The organism is Streptomyces sp. NPDC048297 (genome assembly GCF_043201585.1).
Lineage (GTDB): Bacteria > Actinomycetota > Actinomycetes > Streptomycetales > Streptomycetaceae > Streptomyces.
Window position 1 is genome coordinate 1 of record NZ_JBICZA010000006.1, and the last position, 20949, is coordinate 20949.

The 20949-nt window shown below is 71.5% G+C and carries 15 protein-coding genes and 1 pseudogene; 9 read left to right on the top strand and 7 right to left on the bottom strand.

Translation table 11 applies throughout. From position 1 onward, the window contains the following. The coding region (locus ACGFYV_RS08295; protein ID WP_030183493.1) for a transposase at nt 1-97 on the top strand (97 nt) is incomplete at its 5' end. Nucleotides 98-167: 70 nt separating this feature from the next. Here ACGFYV_RS08295 and ACGFYV_RS08300 read toward each other — a convergent pair. From ACGFYV_RS08300 to ACGFYV_RS08310, 3 genes and pseudogenes are all read right to left on the bottom strand, one after another. Next, nucleotides 168-314, bottom strand: a pseudogene (locus ACGFYV_RS08300) (MerR family DNA-binding transcriptional regulator); the annotation flags it as partial. A 61-nt stretch (nt 315-375) separates the two neighbouring features. Continuing rightward, the gene (locus tag ACGFYV_RS08305; RefSeq protein ID WP_393877557.1) at nt 376-885 is read right to left on the bottom strand and encodes a glutathione peroxidase; all 510 of its coding nucleotides are present in this window, start codon (nt 883-885) and stop codon (nt 376-378) included. Between the two features lie 298 nt (nt 886-1183). After that, complete coding sequence (locus ACGFYV_RS08310; protein ID WP_393877558.1) at nt 1184-2155, bottom strand: ArsR family transcriptional regulator; 972 nt, start codon at nt 2153-2155, stop codon at nt 1184-1186. 255 nt (nt 2156-2410) lie between these two features. Here ACGFYV_RS08310 and ACGFYV_RS08315 point away from each other — a divergent pair, with 255 nt between their 5' ends. Next, nucleotides 2411-3625 carry an MFS transporter gene (locus ACGFYV_RS08315; protein ID WP_393877559.1) on the top strand — a complete coding sequence of 405 codons (1215 nt, stop codon included), beginning with the start codon at nt 2411-2413 and terminating at the stop codon, nt 3623-3625. Here the strand turns inward: ACGFYV_RS08315 and ACGFYV_RS08320 are convergent. Further along, complete coding sequence (locus ACGFYV_RS08320; protein ID WP_393877560.1) at nt 3546-4397, bottom strand: slipin family protein; 852 nt, start codon at nt 4395-4397, stop codon at nt 3546-3548. The two genes, ACGFYV_RS08315 and ACGFYV_RS08320, sit on opposite strands and share 80 nt — an antisense overlap. Before the next feature lie 152 nt (nt 4398-4549). After that, a complete protein-coding gene (locus ACGFYV_RS08325; protein ID WP_393877561.1) occupies nt 4550-7018 on the bottom strand; it encodes a SpoIIE family protein phosphatase in 2469 nt (822 codons plus the stop codon). Between the two features lie 332 nt (nt 7019-7350). On the opposite strand from ACGFYV_RS08325, the gene ACGFYV_RS08330 reads away from it, so the two are divergent. The 3 genes from ACGFYV_RS08330 (at nt 7351) to ACGFYV_RS08340 (ending at nt 12239) form a co-directional block, all read left to right on the top strand. Continuing rightward, entirely contained in the window at nt 7351-9021 is a 1671-nt protein-coding gene (locus ACGFYV_RS08330; RefSeq protein ID WP_393877562.1) for a stealth family protein, read from the top strand. 91 nt (nt 9022-9112) lie between these two features. After that, nucleotides 9113-11137 (top strand): stealth family protein, encoded by a 2025-nt coding sequence (locus tag ACGFYV_RS08335; RefSeq protein ID WP_393877563.1) that lies wholly within the window; start codon nt 9113-9115, stop codon nt 11135-11137. 112 nt (nt 11138-11249) lie between these two features. Continuing rightward, nucleotides 11250-12239: a virginiamycin B lyase gene (locus ACGFYV_RS08340; protein WP_393877564.1), complete on the top strand. Its 990-nt coding sequence runs from the start codon at nt 11250-11252 to the stop codon at nt 12237-12239. Between the two features lie 15 nt (nt 12240-12254). Here ACGFYV_RS08340 and eccCb read toward each other — a convergent pair whose 3' ends face one another. Then, complete coding sequence (gene eccCb / locus ACGFYV_RS08345) at nt 12255-16592, bottom strand: type VII secretion protein EccCb (protein WP_393877565.1); 4338 nt, start codon at nt 16590-16592, stop codon at nt 12255-12257. Continuing rightward, nucleotides 16555-17037: a hypothetical protein gene (locus tag ACGFYV_RS08350; protein WP_393877566.1), complete on the bottom strand. Its 483-nt coding sequence runs from the start codon at nt 17035-17037 to the stop codon at nt 16555-16557. Before ACGFYV_RS08350 ends, eccCb begins: the two co-directional genes overlap by 38 nt. Nucleotides 17038-17307: 270 nt before the next feature. Between ACGFYV_RS08350 and ACGFYV_RS08355 the strand changes: the two genes are divergently transcribed. From ACGFYV_RS08355 to mycP, 4 genes are read left to right on the top strand one after another with little or no spacing between them, the layout of a single operon-like run. Next, nucleotides 17308-17565, top strand: coding sequence for a hypothetical protein (locus ACGFYV_RS08355; protein ID WP_393877567.1), 258 nt, complete (start codon nt 17308-17310; stop codon nt 17563-17565). Between the two features lie 3 nt (nt 17566-17568). Continuing rightward, nucleotides 17569-17907: a hypothetical protein gene (locus ACGFYV_RS08360; RefSeq protein WP_393877568.1), complete on the top strand. Its 339-nt coding sequence runs from the start codon at nt 17569-17571 to the stop codon at nt 17905-17907. Nucleotides 17908-17935: 28 nt separating this feature from the next. Next, complete coding sequence (locus ACGFYV_RS08365; protein ID WP_393877569.1) at nt 17936-19432, top strand: translation initiation factor IF-2; 1497 nt, start codon at nt 17936-17938, stop codon at nt 19430-19432. A 31-nt stretch (nt 19433-19463) separates the two neighbouring features. Then, nucleotides 19464-20807 carry a type VII secretion-associated serine protease mycosin gene (mycP, locus tag ACGFYV_RS08370; protein ID WP_393877570.1) on the top strand — a complete coding sequence of 448 codons (1344 nt, stop codon included), beginning with the start codon at nt 19464-19466 and terminating at the stop codon, nt 20805-20807. The last annotated feature ends 142 nt before the right edge of the window (nt 20808-20949 follow it).

Consider the following 20949-nt stretch of genomic DNA (forward strand, 5'->3'; position numbering starts at 1 on the left):
ACACCTGTGGTCGCCCTCGTACTTCTCCGCGTCGTGCGGCGGAGCACCGTTGGCGATCGTCCGCCAGTACATCGAGCAGCAAAAACGTCCGCTCTAGCCTGCGGGTCAGAGCAGTCCTGAGGTGCCTTTCATCCCCGGCGTGAACGCCGGGGCTTTCTGCAAGAGTCCTGGTAACCGCTGGCCTCGTCGACCTGGGCAGGCTCCAGCAGACCGAGACGGTCGTACAGCCGCAGCGCCTTCGCCGAGAGGCGGGAGCGGGCGGCGAACACGCCGATGGTGAGCAGCTCCTCGTTCACGCGGTCATCCTCCGTCACCGGGCGGTTCCTTCCGCCCGGTGACAGGGACGCTCATGCCTGCCCCAGGGGCAAGGTCAAGTTACTGGCCGAGCTGGGCCTCGATGGCCGCCACGACCTCGGCGGACTCCGGCTCGGTCTGCGGCGAGAAGCGGGCGACGACCTGGCCGTCCCGGCCGATCAGGAACTTCTCGAAGTTCCAGCGGATGTCACCGCTGTGGCCCTCGGCGTCGGCGAAGTCCACCAGACGCTCGTACAGCGGGTGCCGGCCCTCTCCGTTCACCTCGATCTTCTCCGTCATCGGGAAGGTCACGCCGTACGTCGCCGAGCAGAACTCCGCGATCTCCTCGGCGGAGCCGGGCTCCTGCCCGAGGAACTGGTTGCTGGGCACCCCGAGCACGGTGAAGCCCTGCTCGGCGTACCGCTCCTGGAGCTTCTCCAGGCCCGCGTACTGCGGGGTCAGGCCGCACTTGGAGGCCACGTTCACGATCAGCACGGTCTTGCCCGTGTACCGCGCGAGGTCGGCGGAGCCGCCCTGGAGGGCGTCGATCTCGGTGTCCAGGACGGAGGTGTCGTGGTCAGAAGTCGTCATGAGCGGGATGGTATGCGGTGCGTGGGGGCGCAGGGGTCGGGGGTTGCGGTGGTGGGTGGGTGCGGCTGCGTCGTGGCTGGTCGCGCAGTTCCCCGCGCCCCTTTAGGGGGTGGTTCTTGGCGTTCGTCGGGGGGTGCTGCCCGCTTCCGCGTCGTACCGGACTGGTGGGGGGTGCGGTGGTGGGTGGCTGCGGCGGCGTTGCGGCTGGTCGCGCAGTTCCCCGCGCCCCTTTAGGGGGTTGTCCTTGGCGTTCCTCGGGGGGTGTTGGCTCCCTTTAGGGGGTTGTCCTTGGCGTTTGTCAGGGGGTGTTCGCGGCCTTCAGTAGTACCTCGCCCGCCGCTGTTCGGCCGTACAGGACCGAGCGTCCCGATCGCCAGCGTCGTACCAGACCGGCGTCCCGCAGGACCTTCAGGTGGCGTCCGACCGAGCCGAGGGCCTGGCCGGTCAGCGCTGTCAGTTGGGTGGTGGTCAGTGGGGAGTCCAGCAGGAGGAGCACGCCGGCCCGTGCCGAGCCGAGAAGTGCGCCCAAGCTCGCGGGCACCGGGCGGTCGGCGTGACCGGCGAGGACGCCCGAGCAGGGGTAGACCACGGCGTAGCGCTTCCCGTCCTCCCAGGCCACCCAGCCGTGCCGCTGGGACGTCACCGGGACGAAGAGCAGTTCGGCGCCCGAGATCTCGCGGGGCGGGTACTCGTGCAGGTTCACCTGGAACCGGCTGTCCCCGAGCCAGCGGGTGCCGCCCGGCCGCAGAGAGTCGAGCACACCTGCCCAGCCGTCCCGGCTCACCCGCGCGGTCCGCGCCGTCACGTCCGCCTCCAGCACCCGCCTGCGCCGCTCCCACGACGGCCGTACCGTCTCCCGCCACACCCACTCCAGCAGCGCGGCGGCCCGCTCGGGCAGGTCGTCGCGGTCCAGCACGGCCGGCAGCGGACCCGCCAGGGAGACGAGCAGGTGCGCGCGGGCGGCGGCCGGGTCCACCGCCCGCACCCGGCCGACCTCCGTCGCGAAGTCCTCCCCGCCGCGGGGCGCGGGCGTCAGGAAGTCGGCGATCCACTCGCGGCCGAGCCCGACCCGCACCAGCCGCGCGGTCACCGGGTCGGCCGCGAGCAGCGCCCGGTAGCCGGGCAGATGCGCGCGCAGCCACTCCTGTTCCCCGGGATGCGCACCGGCGCCCGCGTGCAGCAGCTTCAGACACGCGAACGTCTCGGCGAGCGGCGAGACGACGAACCGGCTGCGCGCCAGCGTGTCCGCGTCGAGCTGCCACCACCCCATGAACGATCTCCCTCCCGGGTCTCGGCTCCCGGCTCCCGGGTCTCGGGTCTCGGGTCTCGGGTCCCGGGTCTCGGGTCTCGGGTCTCGGCTCCGGGTCTCGGCTCCCGGGTCTCGGGTCTCGGGTCTCGGGTCTCGGGTCCCGGGTCTCGGATTTCCCGACGTGCACCGTGCCCTGCGCCCCGCGCGAAGACCTCGACCTTTCGCGTGACCGCGAAACAGTAACGGTCCCCGCGCCCCCCGCCCGAGACTCCCCGTATGCCCAGTTACCGATCCCTGTTCCGTACGCCCGAGTTCGGCCCGCTGTTCCTCGGCGTGGCCCTGCAGACCGCCGCGCAGACCGTGGGCGGCCTCGCGCTCGGCACGCTCGTGTACCGGGCGACCGGGTCGCCGCTGCTGTCGGCGATCAGCATGTTCGGCCCGTCCCTCGCCCAGGTGCTGGGCGCGACCTTCCTGCTGTCCGGCGCCGACCGGCTGCCCCCGCGCACGACCCTCGCCGCGATCGCGCTGGCCTTCGCGGCGGGTACGGCACTCCAGGCGCTGCCCGGCCTGCCGACCGGGGCGCTGTTCGCGGTCGTCCTGCTGCTGGGCCTGGTGGCCTCGCTGGGCGGCGGGGTCCGCTGGGGACTGCTGAACGAGATCCTGGCCAAGGACGGCTATCTGCCGGGGCGTTCGCTGTTCAACATGATGAGCGGCCTGATGCAGATCGCCGGGTTCGGCACCGGCGGCGTCCTGCTGGCCGCCTTCTCCCCGCGCACCTGCCTGCTGCTCGCGTCGGCGCTGTACCTGGCGGCCGCACTCGTCCTGCGCCTCGGCCTGACCGCCCGCCCGCCCCGCGCCGCGGGCCGCCCCACCCCGGCGGCGACCTGGCGCACCAACGCCCTGCTGTGGTCGGACCGTTCGCGCCGCCTCACCTACCTGGGCCTGTGGCTGCCCAACGGCCTGGTCGTCGGCTGCGAGTCGCTCTACGTGTCGTACGACCCCGGCGCGGCCGGCACCCTGTTCGCGTGCGGGGCGCTGGGCATGTTCGCCGGGGACCTGACCGTGGGCCGGCTGCTGCCGTCCGCCGTGCGCGCCCGGCTCGCGACCCCGCTGCTCCTGCTGCTGGCGGCGCCGTACCTGCTGTTCGCCGCGCACCCGCCACTGGCCGTGGCGGTGGTCTGCGCGACGACGGCCTGCGCCGGGTTCGCCGCGAGCCTCGTGCAGCAGGAGCGGCTGATGAGCCTGACCCCCGACGAACTCGCCGGTCACGCCCTGGGGTTGCACTCCGCCGGCATGCTGACCCTCCAGGGCGTGAGCGCGACGCTGGCCGGTTCGGTCGCCCAACTCACCTCACCGGCCACGGCGATGACCGTGATGGCGGCGGCCTCGCTGGCCGTCACCCTGGCGCTCGCTACCGCTGCTCGGCGTCCGGCTGCGGCTGAGGCTGCGGCTGAGGCTGCGGCTGCTGTGCCGGAACCTGCCGCGCGGTGATGTCCGCGTCCATCTTCTGGGTGGCCTTGTCGAAGTAACGCAGCAGCTCGACCGGGAACGGCATCACCAGCGTGGAGTTCTTCTCGGCGGCGACCTCGACGACGGTCTGCAGCAGCCTGAGCTGCATGGCCTCCGGCGTGTCCGACATGATCCGCGAGGCGTTGGCGAGCTGCTGCGCGGCCTGGAACTCACCGTCCGCCGTGATGACCCGGGCCCGCCGCTCCCGCTCCGCCTCGGCCTGCCGCGACATGGACCGCTTCAGCGACTCCGGCAGCTGTACGTCCTTGATCTCGACGCGGTCGATGTGGATGCCCCAGCCGGCCGCCGGGCTGTCGATCATCAGCGCCAGTCCCTCGTGCAGCCGCTCCCGGTCGCTGAGCAGGTCGTCCAGATCGCTCTTGCCGATGATGGACCGCAGGGAGGACTGGGCGACCTGGCCGACGGCGAAGACGTAGTCCTGCACCTCGATGGCGGCCCGCGCCGGGTCGGTCACCCGGAAGTAGACGACGGCGTCGACCTTCACCGACACGTTGTCCTTGGTGATGCCCTCCTGCGTCGGCACGGGCATGGTCACGATCTGCACGTTCACCTTGCGCATCCGGTCGGCGAACGGGATCAGGAAGGTGATCCCGGGCTGCCGGTGGCCGGGCAGCGCCTTCCCCCACCGGAACACCACTCCGCGCTCCACCTGGTTCACGACCCGCATACCGCTCTTCAGCACGAGCAGCAGGGCCACGAGCACGATCACCACTGCGACGACGGTGCCTTCCATGGCACTCCATTCTCCGACGCGACTGCGACTGCCGTCCGGTACCGGACAAGGAGGAGGACTCCGTGGCGGGCCCGCCGGATGCGTCCGCCACGTCAGGGATCCGTAAAGAAAGACGTCGGGGATCCGTGAAAACGGGGGCCGGCCGGTCATGGTCAGATCACGGCGGTGACGGGCTCCTCCGCCCAGATGGTCTTGCCGCGGTCCTCGTACCGGGTACCCCAGCGCTGGGCGAACTGCGAGACCAGCAGCAGCCCGCGGCCACCCTCGTCCGTCGTCCGGGCGTGCCGCAGATGCGGGGCGGCGCTGCTGCCGTCGGACACCTCCACGCTCAGGGTGCGGTCGCGGATCAGCCGCAGCTGCACGGGCGGCTTGGCGTACCGGATGGCGTTGGTGACCAGCTCGCTGACGATCAGCTCGGTGGAGAACACCTCGTCCTCCATGGCCCAGGTGGTCAGCTGGCGGGCGGTGAGCGAACGGGCGGTGGCGACGGCCTCCGGGTCGGCGGGCAGCACCCAGGTGGCGACCCGGGCCGGATCGAGCGAGCGGGTGCAGGCGACCAGGACCGCCGCGTCCGTCCAGGGATCGGGCGGGACCAGCTCCTCGGTCAGGCGCAGACACAGGTCCTGGGGCGTACCGCGGAAAGCGGACAGCAGGCGGGCGAGCCGCCCGTACGCGTCGTGCCGGGCGTCGTCGCCCTTGAACGCCTGCAGCAGCCCCGGGGTGAACAGGACCAGCCGGGTGCCCTCGGACAGCCGCAGCGTCGTCTTCGCGAAGGGCGGCCCCGGCCGGCCGAGGGGCGGACCCGCGGCGATCTCGGGGAAGGACACGGTGCCGTCCACGGCCAGCAGGGCGAGACCCGCCGGGCCGGCGGTGGCCGCGGTCGCCTGGCAGGTGACGGGGTCGTAGACCAGGTACAGGAAGCTGGTGCCGACCGGGCCGCCGGACGGCTCCCGGGCGGTCTCGGCCTGCATCTGGCGGACCAGGTCGTCCAGGCGGGCCGTCAGCTCGTCGGGGGCCAGACCGAGGGAGGCCAGCGTGTGCACGGCGGTGCGCAGCCGCCCCGCGGTCGCGGCGGCCCGCACACCCCGGCCGGGGGCGCTGCCCGCCACGAGGGCCACCCGGGCGCCGGGCAGGGCGATGACGTCGGTCCAGTCGCCGCCCGCGCCGGACTGCACCCAGTGGTGGGCCGCCCGGACCGCGCGCGGCGCGTGGAGGTCGTGCGGCACCAGACCGCGCTGCAGCGTGAGCACGCTGTTGCGTTCGCGCACGTAGCGGTGGGCGTTGTCCAGCGCGACGGCGGTACGGGCGGCGAGGTCCTGGGCGACGGTGAGGTCGTCGTCCTCGAAGGGGCCGCGGTCGGTCCACCGGTAGAAGGTGACTAGGCCCAGCGTGCTGTCGCGGGCCAGCAGCGGGACGGACATCAGGGAGTGGACCCCCTCCTCCCGCATCCGCCGACCCCGCACCGCGTCACGGCGCACCCACTCGCTGTCCTCACCGACCGTGCGCACCAGACACGCCCGGTGGTCGTTGAGGACCTGGACGGCGGGCGCCGCGTCGGGATAGCTGCTGACCTCGCCGATCGCGTACGCGCCCGCGTGGCTGTCGGCCTGGATGGACCGGGAGGCGGCCCGCCGCAGGTCCCAGCGGGGCTCGATCGGCCCGCCCGGCACCTCCTCGCCGGTCAGCACGGGCTCCAGCAGGTCCACGGCCACCCGGTCGGCGAGCCGGGGCACCACCATGTCCGCCAGTTCGGCCGCGGTGCTCAGCACGTCCAGGGTGGTGCCGATACGGGAACCGGCCTCGGCGATCAGGGCGAGCCGCTCCCGCGCCCGGTGCTCCTCGGTCACGTCGGCGACCAGGTCGGCGAGGCCGAGGATCCGCCCGTCGGGGTCCTCCAGACGGAACACGGACGCCGAGTAGACGTGCTCGTGCTCCGGATCGCCGGGAGGCCGGCCGCGCTTCTCGAAGGAGAGCACCGGCTCCCCGGTCTCCAGCACCTCGGCCATCACCCGCTCGGCGTTCTCGGCACTGAAGTCGTGCCACGCCTCGGTGGGCCGCAGCCCCAGCTGCTCGGTGGTGCTGCCCTGCATGCCGATGGCGGCGGCGTTGTAGCGGGTCAGGCGCAGGTCGGGGTCCAGGACGAACAGACCGATGGGGGAGCGGTTGAACAGGGCCTCCAGAAGCGCACGGTCCACGGCGCCCGACGCGGCCTCTGCGCCGGCGCGCGCCCCGGACTCCCCGGACTCCCCGGACTCCCCGGACGTCCCGTGCGTCTGGGGTGCCCCGCTCTCCCCGTACGCGCGGGTCGGCTTCTCGTTCACGCCTGTCTGCTTCTCGTACGCGCCGGCCGGCCGCAGGTCGATCCTCCAGCGCAGCACGCTTCCCGCCTCCTGCTCGGCCCTCACCCGCACCTGGCAGGCGACGGGCCTCCCGTCCCGGTGCCGCAGCACGACATCGGCGTGCGCCTCGGCCCCCGGCACGTCGGCCATGAACTCCCGTGCCTTCCGGCCGATGCTCTCCCGCGCGGTATACCCCAGCAGGTGTTCGGCGGCCGTGCTCCACGCGACGACGACGCCCTCGTCATCGACCGCGAGAGATGCCCTGTACGTCGAATCGTTCATGATCACCCGACCGTTCTCACGCCCGGCACAGTGCGGTCGTACCCCCAGTCTGACCGGGGTGCCCCGACTCGGCATTCCGTTCGGGCGCGCGTTATCACGCCCAGGCAGTGGGCACATGCGAAAAAGACGCACATCTCATTAATTCTTGGAGAAAGCTTCTACAACCTTCCGTCGCACGCGCCCGTCTGCTTAACGCAAGGACGTGTTGACGTGCTGAACGCATGGACGTGCTGACGCATGGACGTGCTGACGCATGGACGTGCTGACGCAAGGGCGTGTCGGGGTTCTTGGAGGGGGCACAGAACGTGACCGTTCGTTCCTTTGCGCGGCGGATGCGACCACGAGTCGAGCGGAAGGCCTCCGAGAAGGTGTGGTGGCTGCGCACGCTGCGGCAGCGGCGCCGGGCGGCGGTCGCGGACCCGCTGCTGCGCCCGGTGACCGTGCGGGGCCAGCGGATGTACGGCCGGGTCGTGCCCCGGTTCACCGCCGCCGGGGCAGCCGCCGCCAACCTCGCCCTGGTCGTCGCCGCGCTGGAACAGGACGGCATCCCCTACTTCCTGCTGCCGGCCTCGCGCATCCGCCACACGGTCGGTGTGAACACCGTCGACCGGGAGCGGTTCCTCACCGCCCTCGAAGCGCGGAACGCGGGCAAGGCGGCGTTCATCGGCAGACCGCTGCCCGGCGGGAGGCTCAGGCACCCCGCGCTGTTCATGGACGGGGTCCTGCCGGCGCCGCTGCGTACGGCACCCGTGCTGCGCGTCGGCGAGAACCACCTCGGCCCCTCGGGACAGTTGCTCGCCGGTCCCGAACTGGCCTGCGACGTCGAGTTCTGGACCGACGGCGCCCAGCTCCTCGCCACCGACGACGGGCCCCGGCGCCTGGCCAGGGTGCAGCCGCAGGCGTCCGAGGACGTCTTCGCCGAATCCCTCGTCGCGCCGCGCGACAACGGCCTCACGGACGTCCTGCCGGCGTCGGAGCAGAAGCCGGCGACCGTGCGGGTGGGGGAGCGGGAACTGCCGACCTTCGCGCCCTTCACCCTCCCCACCGTGAACGACGTGACCTTCCCCGTCGACGTCGTCTACACCTGGGTGGACGGCGACGCGCCGGACATGCGCGCCAGGCGGGCCCGGTACCAGGAGCGCGGCATCCCCGAGATCCTGGACAAGGAGACCAACGCCTCCCGCTACACCAGCCACGACGAACTCAAGTACTCACTGCGCTCGCTCGCGATGTACGCGGGCTTCGTCCGGCACGTCTACCTCGTCACCGACGGCCAGACGCCGCACTGGCTGGACGACCGGGCCCCGGGGATCACGGTCGTCGACCACCGCGACATCTTCCCCGAGGGCGTCCTGCCGGTGTTCAACTCGCACGCGATCGAGACCCGGCTGCACCACGTCCCGGGCCTGTCGGAGCACTACCTGTACTTCAACGACGACGTCTTCGTCGGCCGCCCGGTCGGCCCGGGGCACTTCTTCCACGGCAGCGGCCTGATGAAGATCCCGGTGTCCCCGCTCAAGATCGGCGTCGGCAAGCCGCACGCCGAGGAGACGGCCACCAACTCCGCGAGCAAGAACGTCCGCCGGCTGTTGTTCGAGACGTTCGGCCGCGTGACCACGAACAACTTCATGCACACGCCGCTGCCGCAGCGGCGGGAGACCCTGCGGGCGATCGAGGAGATGTTCCCCGAGGATGTCCGCCGCACCACGGAATCCCGCTTCCGCTCACCGCGGGACATCGCCATGACGGCCCCGCTGCTCTACCAGTACGCGCTGATGACCGGCCGCGGCGTGCCCGGGAAGTACAGCTTCCGGTACGTGAACATCAGCCGCCCCGACGCCGAGGCCCGCCTGAACGACCTGCGCCGCAACCGGCGCTTCGACTTCTTCTGCCTCAACGACGTCGACGTACCGCCAGAGGAACGGGAGCGGGTCGGCGCCCGGATGAACGAGTTCCTGGAGCACTACTTCCCCTACGCGAGCCCGTACGAGAAGCGGAACTGACGGGGCTGGGGGGACCATGGACACCGATCACACCTGTAATACCCGCTATGCATGCTATGTCCGCCATATCCGCCACTGTGTCGTGGCACCCGTGGGACTACGGGCCGCCCGCGACCTTCTGCCGCGCCTGCGTCGCGGGCTGTCCGCCCGGCTCTGGGCGCTGCGCGCGGCCAGGCCCCGACGGCGCCTGCGGGCAGCGGTCCCCGCACTGCGCGGCGTCACCTTCGGACCGACGCGGCTGTACGGCCGTACGGTCGGCGCGTACACCGCCGCGGGCGCCGCCGACGCGGATCTGGAGCGGGTGTGCGCCCTGCTGGAGGGGGCCGGCGTCCCGTACTTCCTGGTCCCCGCCGAGCACGGGCACGGTGCGCCGCGCCGGGTCGTCGGCGTCGAGGAGACGTACCGCGGCACGGTCCTCGCCGAGGCCGCGCAGTGCTTCGCCGGCACCGCCGGGTACGTGGGCGCCGTCGGCCCGGACGGCACCGTGACGACGGCGGTGCTGTGGGCTGACGGCGGCCTGCCGCGGACGGTGCGGCAGGCCGCCGTACTGCGCACCGGCCTGGTGCGCCTCGGCCCGGCGGCACAGATCCTCACCGGCCTGGACACGGGCTGCGACATCGAGTTCTGGCACTACGGCCACGACCCCAGATCGGACTCCGCAACGGCCGCAGTCCCCGTAGCGGACGCGGACTCCGCTTGGAGCGCCGGCTCCACCGCGCCCGCTGGCTCCGTTTCGGGTGTCGGCTTTGCCTCACTGGCCGGCTCCGTGGCGCCCGCCGGTGCTGCATCGGGCGCTGGCTTCACTTCGTCGGACGGCTCCGCATCGGGCGCTGGCTCCGCTTCACTGGATGGCTCTGCATCGGGCATCGGCCCTGCCTCGCCGGTCGCCCTACCCTCACCGGTCACCCTCGCCCCACCCGCCAGCTCAGCTTCACCGGCCGCCCCCGCCTCACCCCCCACCCCCACCCCCGATCCGCCCCACCTCACCGTGCCCGGCGCTCGGTTGGTGGGCGTGTTCGGGCGGGCGCTTGTCGCTCCGCGACGTAACGCGGTGTCGGAGGTGCTTCCGGTGGTGGCGCGGGAGCCGGTCGTGGTGGTGTGCGGGGACCGCAGCGTGCCGACGTTCGCTCCGTTCGCCGAGCCGGGCATCGATGAGGTGCTCTTTCCCGTCGATGCCGTGTACACCTGGGTCGACGGGGACGACCCGGCGATGGCGGCGAAGCGCCGGGCCCACCTGGAACGGTCCGGCAACGTCATCGCCGCGCGCGAGACCGGCGCCTCCCGCTACACCAGCCATGACGAACTGCGGTACGCGCTGCGCTCGTTGGAGATGTACGGCGGATTCGTCCGGCACGTCTTCCTGGTGACCGACTCCCAGGTGCCCGCCTGGCTGGACCCGGACGCGCGGGGCCTGACCGTCGTCGACCACCGGGACATCCTCCCGGCCGACGCGCTCCCCGTCTTCAACTCGCACGCGATCGAGAGCCGGCTGCACCACATACCGGGCCTGTCGGAGCACTACCTCTACGTCAACGACGACGTGTTCATCAACCGCCCGGTACGGGCCGAGCACTTCTTCCACGGCAACGGCATCGCCCGGATCCCGCTGTCCCCGCTGAAGATCGGCGTCGGCCCCCCGCACCCGCTGGAGCCGGCCCCGAACTCCGCCGGCAAGAACACCCGCGAGGCGATCAGGCGCTTTCACGGCCGGCACATCACCCACAAGTCGCTGCACACCCCGCACCCCCAACTGCTGTCCGTCATGTGGGAGATGGAGAGCCTCGGGATCGAGGAGCTGCTGCGGACCACCTACTCGCGCTTCCGCTCCACCTCCGACGTCGCCCCCGCGTCCACGCTCCACCACCACTGGGCCATCGCGTCCGGCCGCGCCGTCCCCGCCGACTACCGCTTCCGCTACGTCCAACTGGGCACCCCGGACATGCGACGGCGCCTGGCCCGCCTCGCGGCAGGCGAGGACGTCGACTTCTTCTGCCTCAACGACGTGGAGACCACCCCGTCGGCCAGAGCGGAGGCACAGGCCGACATCCACGCCTTCCTGGAACAGAAGTACCCCTTCCCGAGCCGCTTCGAAGGCCCGCCCCGCCCCACCGCCTGACGAGGGGTCCGCGGCGCCCGGGGAGCCGGAAAAGCGGGTGCGCGGCACCGGAATCGAGATCACAATCGGCGAAGTCGCCGAGCGATCCGCCCCCGAACACGAAGGAGTTGCCGTGCACCGACCCGACGTCCCGGCTGCCCTCCCGGCTGCCGTCCCGGCCGTCGAGGAGATCGCCGTGGCGGACGAGGAGGCCGGCCCCTACGGCATCACGGCCGGCCCCGACGGCGCCCTGTGGCTCACCCTCGTACACAGCGGCCGCATCGCGCGCCTCACCCTCGACGGCCAACTCCACGAGTACGAACTGGACTCGCCCGCGTGCGGTCCCACGGTCATCACCCCCGGACCCGACGGCGCCCTGTGGTTCACCCGGTACCAGGACCACCGGATCGGCCGTATCACCGTGCGCGGTGAGGCCACGTCCTTTCCCGTACCGACACCCGACAGCGGCCCCTACGGCATCACCGCCGGACCCGACGGCGCCCTGTGGTTCACGCAGTTGAACACCGGCCGCATCGGCCGCGTCACCACGACCGGCGAGTTCACCGAGTTCGCGCTTCCCGTCGAAGGCGGTTTTCCCTCGATGATCACCACGGGCCCCGACGGCGCCCTGTGGTTCACCCTCAACCAGGCGAACGCGATCGGCCGTATCACCACCGACGGTGACATCTACCTGCACCCGCTGCCGACCCCGGACGCCGCCCCCGTGGGCATCACCAGCGACGGCGTCGCCCTGTGGTTCGTCGAGATCGCGGCCGGCCGGATCGGCAGGATCACGGTGGACGGCGGGATCGAGGAGTTCCCGCTCCCCGACCGCACGGCCAGACCCCACGCCATCACCGCGACCCCCACCGGGGACCTCTGGTTCACCGACTGGGGCGCCAACCGGGTGGGCCGTATCGCCGCGACCGGCGAGATCACCGAGTACGACCTGCCCTCACCGTCCTCCGAACCCCACGGCATCGCCTACGGCCCCTACAGCCCCGAAGGCTCCGAAGGCCCTGACGGCCCCGAAGGCCCCCACGGCGCCGTCTGGGCGGCCCTGGAGACCGGAGGCGTCGCCCGCGTCACGCTCCCCTCCCACCCGGCGCGGGGAGGCCGGTAGGCCGGTGGGCCCGGTTCACTCGGAGCGGGGCGGCTGGTAGGCCAGTTGGACCTGCCGCGGCACATTGCGCCGGCCGGTGAGCGTGGCGCGGCCGGGCGGCTGGCGGGAGGGGATCACCGAACCGATCAGCGCGCCCTCGGACTTGTCGCCCGAGAGCGTGAGCCCATGCACCCCCTGCTCCCGCATGTACTGCATGATCGGTTCGAACATCGAGCGCCCCGCCCCGGCCGAAGCGCGGCTCAGCACGATGCGCAGGCCGATGTCCCGTGCGAACGGCAGGTAGTCCAGGAGAGGGCGCAGCGGGTTGCTCGACGTCGTCGCGACGAGGTCGTAGTCGTCCACAAGCAGGAAGATGTCGGGCCCCGAGTACCAACTCCGGTGCCGCAGCTGCTGCGAGGTGATGTCCGAGGTGGGCATCCTCTTCGCCGCGAGGTCGACCAGGGCCCGGACCTGGGACTCCAGTTCCAGCCCGTGCGGGACGTAGTGCGCCACGTGCTCCGCGGGTAGATCGCCCAGCAGCGAACGCCGGTAGTCGACGACGATCAGCTGCGCTTCCTGCGGCGTGTACCGCTCGCTGATCCGCCGGGCGAGCAGCCGCAGCAGTGACGTCTTCCCGGACTCGCTCTCCCCGATGACGACCAGATACGGGTCGGCTTCGAAGTCGATGCCGAAGGGGAGCAGGGTCGTCTCGTCGAGCCCGAGGGCGATTTCGGCCCGGGAACGGCCGAAGTCCGCGGGCAGCGCGTCCACGGACAGCAGCGTGGGCAGGACCCGTACGGGCGGGGCGGCCGGCCCCGTCCACTGTGCCCGGATCGCGTCGGCGAGGTGCGCCGTGGCCTCGGCCGGGCCGGCGGTGGGGCTCGGACGGCTGCCCAGACACGGCACGGCGGCCAGGAAGTGGAACTTGTCGGGGGTCAGACCGCGTCCCGGGGCGCCGAGCGGGACGTCCGCTGCCGCCTTGCGCGCCACCTCCGATTCCGTCGGGTCGCCGAGGCGCAGCTCGACCCGGGTGCCGAGGTGGTCGCGCAGCGCGGTGCGGACGTGTGCGTAGCGGGTGCTCGCGAGCAGCAGATGGACGCCGTAGCCGAGGCCGCGTGCCGCGAGGTCGACAACGGTCGCCTCCAGTTGCTCGTACTCGTGCCTGAAGTCCGCCCAGCCGTCGATGACCAGGAACACGTCGCCCCACCGCTGGTCGGGCCACCGTCCGGCCGCGCGCCCCGCGCGGTACGCGGCCATGGAGTCGATCCCGTGGGCCCGGAAGAACTCCTCCCGCGCCGTGAGCACACCGGCGACCTCGGCGACCGTACGTCGTACGTGCTCCGGGTCGAGCCGCGAGGCCACCCCGCCGACATGCGGCAGAAGCTGGACCTGCTGCATGCCGACGCCGAAGTCGACGCAGTAGAACTGCACTTCGGACGGCGTGTGGGTGAGAGCGAGCGCGCAGACGACCGTGCACAGCAGTGTCGACTTGCCCGCCTGGGGCGCGCCGACGACCAGGCCGTGACCGGCCGAGCCCGAGAAGTCGAGGTACATCGGATCGCGGCGCTGCTGGTCGGGACGGTCGACCAGTCCGACCGGGACCCGCAGTCCGCCGAGCGCCCCGTACCCCGGGGGGTGCAGCCCGCGCTCCGGCGTCGCCGCCAGTTCCGGCAGCAGGTCGTCGAGGGCGGCCGGAATGTCCAGCGGAGGCAGCCAGACATGGTGCGCGGGCGGTCCCTGGCCGGCGGTCCGGTGGACCAGCACGTCCAGCAGGCTGTCCGCGAGAACGTCTTCGAAGACGCCGTCGTCGGTGGTGGACGGTGCTTGTGTTCCTTCCGGCGTATAGGGGGCCGAGACGTACGCGGCGAGGAAGCGGGTCGTCTGGGTGAGGTCGTGCTTGAGATAGCCGGAACCCGGCAGCGGGGGCAGGTGGAAGGCGTCCGGGACCCCGATCGCCCTGCGGGACTCGGCGGCGGAGAAGGTCCGCAGCCCGATCCGGTACGAGAGGTAGGTGTCCAGGCCGCGCAGCTTGCCCTCCTCAAGACGCTGCGAGGCCAGCAGCAGGTGCACGCCGAGCGAGCGCCCGACGCGGCCGATCTGGATGAGGGTGGTGATGAACTCGGGCCGGGCGGTGAGGAGTTCGGAGAACTCGTCGATCACGATGAGAAGCGAGGGAAGGGGACTTAGCGGGGCGCCCGCCGCTCGCGCCTTCTCGTAGTGGAAGACGTTGGCGTAGTTGCCCGCGTCGCGCAACAGCTCCTGGCGGCGCAGGAGTTCGCCGCTGATGGCGTCGCTCATGCGGTCCACCAGGGTCAGTTCCTCGGCGAGGTCGGTGATGACCGCCGAGACGTGCGGCAGATCCGACATGCCCGCGAAGGTGGCGCCGCCCTTGAAGTCGGCCAGGACGAAGTTCAGGGTCTCGGACGAGTGCGTGACGGCGAGGCCGAGGAGCAGCGTGCGCAGGAGTTCCGACTTGCCGGAGCCGGTGGCGCCGACGACCAGGCCGTGCGGCCCCATCCCGCCGTGTGCGGCCTCCTTGAGGTCCAACACGACCGGTCGGCCGTCCTCGCCGACCCCGATCGGCACCCGGAGCCGGTCCTGCTGCGGGCGCTGCGACCAGGCGCGCGTCACATCGAACCGCTCGGCGTCGCCGATGCCGAACAACTGCGTGAACAGGGTGTCCGTGCGGGGTGGGGGCGCCGTGTCCGGCTGCACGCCGAGCCAGCGTTCCCGCATCCGCCGGGTCGCCTCGGTCAGGGCCTTCCTGGCCTCGGCGGAACTGCCGGCCTCCTCCAGATGGGGTACGGCCACGCGGAAGCGCCGCCTGCGCGACAAGGCCCAGCCGATCCCGAGGCCCGCCGAGAGAGAAGCGTCGATCTGCGATTCCGACGGATCGTCCAACGGCAGCTCGACACGGGTTCCGAGCAGCCCGAGCAGACTCGCGCCGAAGTCGCTCCACCGCCGGGCGGAGACGAGGAGGTGGACCCCGTAGTTCAGCCCGGTGTTGGCGAGCCGGTGGACCTCCTGGGCGAACTCGGGCAGCTCCCAGTCGAAGTCGAGCCAGCCGTCGATCACGAGGAAGACGTCGCTGCCGCTGTCGCGCGGCAGCCGTCCCGTCGCCCGCAGTTCGCGGAACTCCTCGACGGAGTCGATGTCGAGGTCACGGAAGAGGACGCGCCGGGCGGCGATGGTGTCCTTCAACGCGGTGAGGACCTCGGCGACCGCCTCGTGCTCGTGCGCGGCGGCGACCTTCCTCACGTGCGGCATCGACCGCAGCACACCGAGCCGGTTGACGGCCCCCTCCAGGAGGTAGAACTCCGCCTCGTGCGGGGTATGGGTCAGCCCCATCGACATCGTGAGGACGCGCAGCAGCGTCGTCTTGCCGCTGCCGAGGCGGCCGACGACCGCCACGTTCCCGCTCCGGTTCGACAGGTCCAGGCACATCAGATCGCCGGCGGAGGCCGCGGCCGTACGACCGATGGGCACCATGAGCCGGGACGCGCCCTCCCACGAGTCGCAGATGAACCCCCGGTCCGGGGTGTCGACCGGCGGAGGGAGCAGCGTGCCCAGCACCAGTTCGTCCGTCCGCGCGCCCCGCGCGGGCAGGCCGGTGGACAGGTCGGTGCGCGCCGCGTAGGCGAGGGGGACATGGCCCTCGCACTGGCCGGACTTGGTGGGCGTCTGATCCGGGCCGCTCTGGTTGACGACGGCGTCGTGCACGTACGTGTACAACTCGTCGGGTGTGATGACCCCGTCACGGTCGAGGTCGGCCAGTCCGGTGCTGAGCCCTTCGTTGACCGCGGCGGTGAAACGCGCCACGGGCCGGGCGTTGTCCAGCGTGAGCTGGTCTCCCTCGTAGGCGTATTCGAGCGCGGTGGACGCGGTGATCACGAACGTGCCGCGGCCGACCAGTGCCGCCTCCACGTCGACCGGCGCGGGGGACATGGGGGTGGCCCGGTGGAAGAGACCGCTGTAGCAGCAGTCGAGCAGCACGATCTTGGTGCGGGCCTCGCACTCGTCCAGGAGTTGGTGGATGAGATCCGCGCGGACGGCGGTCGTGTGCGGACGGCTCAGATCCGTGCCGATGGTGGCGAAGAACAGCCGGTCGGTGTCGTTCCTGATGCCGTGACAGGCGAGGTAGAGCAGGACCAGGTCGTCGGGCGCGCGATTGCTCAGCAGCGCCTCGATCTCCCGCTCGATCTCTTCCTTGGGCCGGTTGGCGAGCGTACGGACGAAGTCGAAGCGGCCCACCGCCTCGTCCTTCAGGAGCGCTTCCAGCTCGCCGGCGCCGCGCGCGGGTGAACGGAGCTGGTTGAGGCCGGGGTCGACGTATCCGTCAGTCGCGACCAGCAGTGCGATCCGGCGCCCCGCCATCACTGCCTCCCGGCTGCCCGCTGCCCCCGCTCGCCCCGTCCTCCCCGGCTTCCCCGTCCTCCCCGGCTTCCCCCGTCTCCCCGGCGATCCGCGCGGCCACGACCTCGACCAGCCTGTTCTGATCCTTCGCGGAGAGCGCCTGGAAACTGCCCTTGTCGCCGCCGAACTCCCATTCCACGCACCGGGCCTTGGACCGCTCGACATACGCGACCAGGACACTGCTCATGGCCTTCAACGCCGCCGCCGAGAAGGTGCCGCTGACGACGAGCGCCCCGATCTCATACCCGGCGGACGCCATCGAACCGGCCGGCGCGGGAGCCTGCCGACGCTCCACATGGAACAACCCAAGCGTCCGCAAGTCCCGGTAAAGACCGCGCACTTGCCGCTCGACCTGCTCCCCGGACACTGCGGGCCCGGCATCCACGCGGAGCACCAGCTCGTCCACCCTGCCTCCCGGCATCGCAGCTCCCATCCCCGGCCGATCGTATAGCGACCCAGCCGACCAAGGTGAGGCAATCGCCGCGCCCGGCGACAGCGCCGCCTGCCTCCGCCGCATCTGAGTACACGTGCTCATGTGCTCCATCTCGCCGGGGTGTTGGGTGGTGAGCATGCCTGACGAGTCGTCGGCCTCCTGGCGGTGGGCGGAGTGGCCCAGCTTGAATGAACTGTTTCTGGTCACTCTCTGCTACAGAGTGACTGTGGAGTGTCGCCGCTGGTGGCTGAAGTTGCTGGTGCGGCTTTGAGCGGTCGGTTGTTCGGACGATACGGGGAGGGCGTTGTGCTTCCGAGCGAGGGCGGGTCGACGCCGGGCACGTCGTCGTGGGCGTCCGGCCTGTTCGACGGGGCACGCGAAGCCGTTGCCGATGTGGCCATGGAACTGTCGTCCTTCACCACCTTCCACAAGCGCGTCGATGCCCTGATCCACGACCTGAAGGGCTCGCAGGCAGGTCCGGGCGGGATCGGGCAGGAGTAGCTCGTGCGCCATCAGTTCGGGGGCGGGGCTGGCGCGTGGGCGGAGGCGGCCGGGCTGTTCAGCACGTACGAGACGGTGATCAGCGAGCTGGAGACGCTGTCGAAGCTGCTGCCGGACTCCATGGAGGGCATGGGTATCGCGGTCATGGCCTCGCACAAGGGCTACCAGAACATCGACCTGGACATCCGCGACCGCATGGCGGCGATCAGCGCGGAGACGACGGAGCGCTACGGAGACACTGACGACCCAGAGGGGCCGAGCAGGAGCAACGACGGCGGGAACGGGACTCGGACGGGGAAGGCGTCGACGCCGGCGGGCAGCGACGTTGGCGGTTCGATCTGATGGAACCGACGGGAGCGGGGGAGTTCTGATGTCTGGCGATGGCCCCGGCGGCGGTACGTCCTTCGAAGACATGAGCCACGAACAGATGCTGGCGTGGCTCGACCAGGCCAACGCCGGCATGGTGAAGGGCGCCGCCGACCAACTGCTCGCTGCGGCCGAGGAGATCCGCAAGATCGCCGAAGAGCTCAAGATCCGTCCGCAGTGGGTGGAGTGGAAGGGCGAGGGCGCACACGCGTTCCGCGCCTGGTCCGCGGACCTGGCCAACTCCACGCTGCGACTGGGTGACTTCAGCGAGGGCGCCGGGAAGTGGCTGGGCGAGGCTTCCGGGGCGATCGCGCAGGCGCAGGCGTCGATTCCGCGCGACACCAAAGGCACGCAGGCGAACCTGGACGCGGCGAAGGCCGCGCACAACCACCCGGACGCGGCGACGGTCAGCGCCAAGTCGGAGAGCGAGCCGGCTGCTCTGGCGGCGAACAGGGAGAAGGTCCGCCTGGAGGCGGCGGCGCAGATGCGGAAGCTGGGGCAGACCTACGACTGGTCGGCCACGCAGATGGACGCGTTGGAGCGGCCGAAGTTTCCGCCGCCGCCGAAGGCGATCGTGCCCCCGGGAAGCAAGACGATCGATGCCGGCGAAGCCAAGGCTCGTCCGGGCGTCTCCGCCCAGGGCGCCGCTGCCTCCGCTGCCGCTGCCTCTGGTGTCGCTGCCTCTGGTGTCGCAGCCGCAGCCGCAGCCGCAGCGGGTACGGCGGAAGGGCGGGAGCGGAACGTGCCTTCTGGCGCTGTCGCTGTGAGGCGGCCCCTGGGCGTGTCCTCCCATGAGCAGCACGCCGCGCCTGCCGAGGCCACCGGACCGTCACGGATGGACATGGACTCTGCGGCCACACTGCCGAAGACCTCACACACTCCGACGGACACGACGGCCAACCTCCCCGCCCCCGAGCGGATGACAGACGGGGCGGCTCCACACGCCGGACCAGTTCCTCCGGTGTCCGGAGGCGGCGGACGTGTTCCTGGCACCGGCCCGGCGGTGCGCGGGCGGGCGCCGGGGACCGGCCGGATGCCCGTCCTGCCCGTCCTGCCCGGCCAGGAGGCCGTACCGAATCCCGTGCGCACGCCCGGTGGTACGGGCGTGGCCGGCGGCGATGCGGGTATCGTCGGCGGCCGTCCCGTCGCGTCACCTGTGGGCAGGCCGACGGGAGCCGTCCCACGCGGTGTGGTCGTCGGTGGGGAGGGTACGGCCGCGCGCGGCCCGATGGGCCCGACCGCTGGTGCGACGAACCCGGTCGGGCGAGTTGCGCGGCAGCAGGGCCGCCAGGTTCCCGGACCTCGTCCTTCGTTCTCGAACGGCGGCGTGGTCGGCGGCCGTCCGATTCCGGGGGATGGTGTTGTCGGCGGTCCCCGTTCGCCCCGGTCGGGTTCCTCGACGAACACGGGCGGCAGGAGCGGGCGGTCGTACCGCGTGGCCGAGGACGAGGAGACGTGGCGGCGCGGAGAGCGCCGCGCCGTCCCGCCGGTCATCGACTGATACGTGTTCAGGAACGGAGAGAACCAGGCTCATGCCCACCAGCAGCCATCGACACAGTGACCGTCGTGCTCATCGCGCGGCGGTATCGGCGGCACTCGGCCTCCTGTTGGTGGGTGCCGCAGGATCGCCGGCTCACGCGGAGTCGACACGTGAGGAGCAGTGGTTCCTCGACGCGATGAAGGCCGAACAGATGTGGCGCACCAGCACCGGCAGAGGCATCACGGTCGCCGTCATCGACACCGGCGTCGACTGGACCAATCCCGACCTGAAAGGCCGCGTCCTCCCCGGCGAGGACTTCGCCGAGGACCAGCCCGGCGACGAGCACACCGACTACGAAGGCCACGGCACAGGCATGGCCGGTCTGATAGCCGGGACCGGCGCGTACGGCGGCGGAAGGGGCGCCTTCGGCCTCGCGCCCGGCGCGAAGATCCTCCCGGTCCGGATGCCCAAGGACGAGACGGCGGCCAACGAAGCTGAAGGAGCACGGCGGTTCAACGAGATCGCCCCGAAGGCGATTCGCTTCGCCGTGGATTCGGGCGCGCAGGTCATCAACATCTCCCTGGCGCAGACCGAGAGCTCGCCGCACCTGACGGCGGCGGTGAAGTACGCCCTGGACAAGGGGGCGCTGATCTTCGCCGGCGTGGGCAACGACGGGGACCGTGCCAACGAGGTCATGTACCCGGCGGCGACACCAGGCGTGGTCGGCGTCGCGGCGGTCGGGAAGGATCTCCGCGCAACCGCCGAGTCCGAACACGGGCCGCAGGTGGACGTGGCTGCGCCGGGCGTGGACATGGTGCACGCCTGCGGGAGCGATACCGGACTGTGCGAGACCCACGGGACCAGTGACGCCACCGCCCTGGCCTCCGCCGGAGCCGCCCTGATCTGGTCCGCGCACCCGAACTGGACCAACAACCAGGTACTCCGCGTCATGCTCAACACCATTGGCGCCCCCACGGACGGCGCCAAGCGCAACGACTCCATCGGCTACGGCATCGTCCGTCCCCGCGTCGCGCTGCAGAGCCCAGCCGACCCGGGCCCCGCTGACGTCTATCCGCTGCCGGACCTGAAGGCGGCGGCGCCGAAGCAGACGTCTCCGGAAGCCTCCGAATCCGCAGGCGCCGGTGCTCCGGCAAAGGACGGCAACTCCGCAGCGCCGGCATCCGCATCCGATACCGGCGGCACCTACTGGATGGCGACGGGCATCGGCGGCGTCGTACTCCTCGGAGCCGTGCTCACCGCTGGCGCCATCGCCCGCAGGCGAAGGACGTCAGCAGCACCACTCGCAACGCCGGCGTCCGCTCCGGGCCAAGCTCCGTACGCAGCGGCACCGGGGCTCACTCCCCCTCCGTACACACCACCGGTCCCACCGGACTGATTCCGCCCGTCCGATCGAGGATCTGGGGCCGCCTGAGTACAGATACTCAGACGGACTGGTGACCGACGCGGATGGGGCACGTGATGCGGTGTCGCTACCGTGCCTGTTGACCACCACAGCATTGCCGATCGCACGTTCACAG